Here is a 1,081-nt window from a genome sequence, read left to right on the forward strand (position 1 = left end):
GGTGTGGCCCGCAACTGGCTCATCCGCGCCGAACTCTCCTAGCTGGCACCGGCGGCCCGGCCCCCGCGGGGGCCGGGCCGCTCCCCGTGACCGAACAGCTCCCCAGCCGTACGAAGGGAACGTTCCATGACCCAGAGCCGCCCGGTGACGACCACCGACAGCGGTATCCCGGTACCGAGCGACGAGTTCTCCCAGTCCGTGGGCGCCAACGGCCCTCTGCTGCTGCAGGACCACTACCTCATCCAGAAACTGGCGCACTTCGACCGCGAGCGCGTGCCCGAGCGGGTCGTGCACGCCAAGGGCGGCGGGGCCTACGGCGTCCTGGAGATCACGGAGGACGTCAGCCAGTACACCCTGGCCGACGTCTTCAAGCGGGGCAAGCGCACCGAGCTCTTCCTGCGCTTCTCCACCGTCGCCGGCGAGCTCGGCTTCGCCGACACCGTCCGCGACCCGCGGGGCTTCGCGGTGAAGCTGTACACCGAAGAGGGCAACTACGACATCGTCGGCAACAACACGCCCATATTCTTCATCCGCGACCCGCAGAAATTCCCCGACTTCATCCACTCGCAGAAGCGGCGCGCCGACAACCACCTGCACGACCACAACATGCAGTGGGACTTCTGGACGCTGTCACCGGAATCCGCGCACCAGGTCACGCTGCTGATGTCCGACCGCGGAACGCCGTACTCCTGGCGCCATATGAACGGCTACGGAAGCCACACCTTCCTGTGGTACAACGCCGCCCGGGAGAAATTCTGGGTGAAATACCACTTCAAGACCGACCAGGGCATCCGGAACTTCACCAACGACGAGGCCGCCGCCGCGGCCGCCGCCGACCCGGACCTGCACATCCGCGACCTCCACGAGTCGATCAAAAAGGGCGACCACCCCTCCTGGACCCTCCAGGTGCAGGTCATGCCCTACGCCGACGCCGCGGACTACCGGTTCAACCCGTTCGACCTGACCAAGGTCTGGCCGCACGAGGACTACCCGCCCATCGACATCGGGACGCCCACGATGGGGATCGCGATGTTCCGGAAGCGGGGAATCCTGATCATTTGGACCTCATGAGGGCCTCGCG

1 pseudogene is annotated in these 1,081 nt (G+C 66.4%); it reads left to right on the forward strand.

Going from position 1 to position 1,081, the window contains the following annotated elements:
• Positions 1-126: 126 nt before the first annotated feature.
• Positions 127-1,081, forward strand: a pseudogene (locus tag AB0K09_RS33695) (catalase); the annotation flags it as partial.

The sequence above is a fragment of the Streptomyces sp. NPDC049577 genome, from assembly GCF_040675635.1.
In the GTDB taxonomy this organism is placed as follows: domain Bacteria; phylum Actinomycetota; class Actinomycetes; order Streptomycetales; family Streptomycetaceae; genus Streptomyces.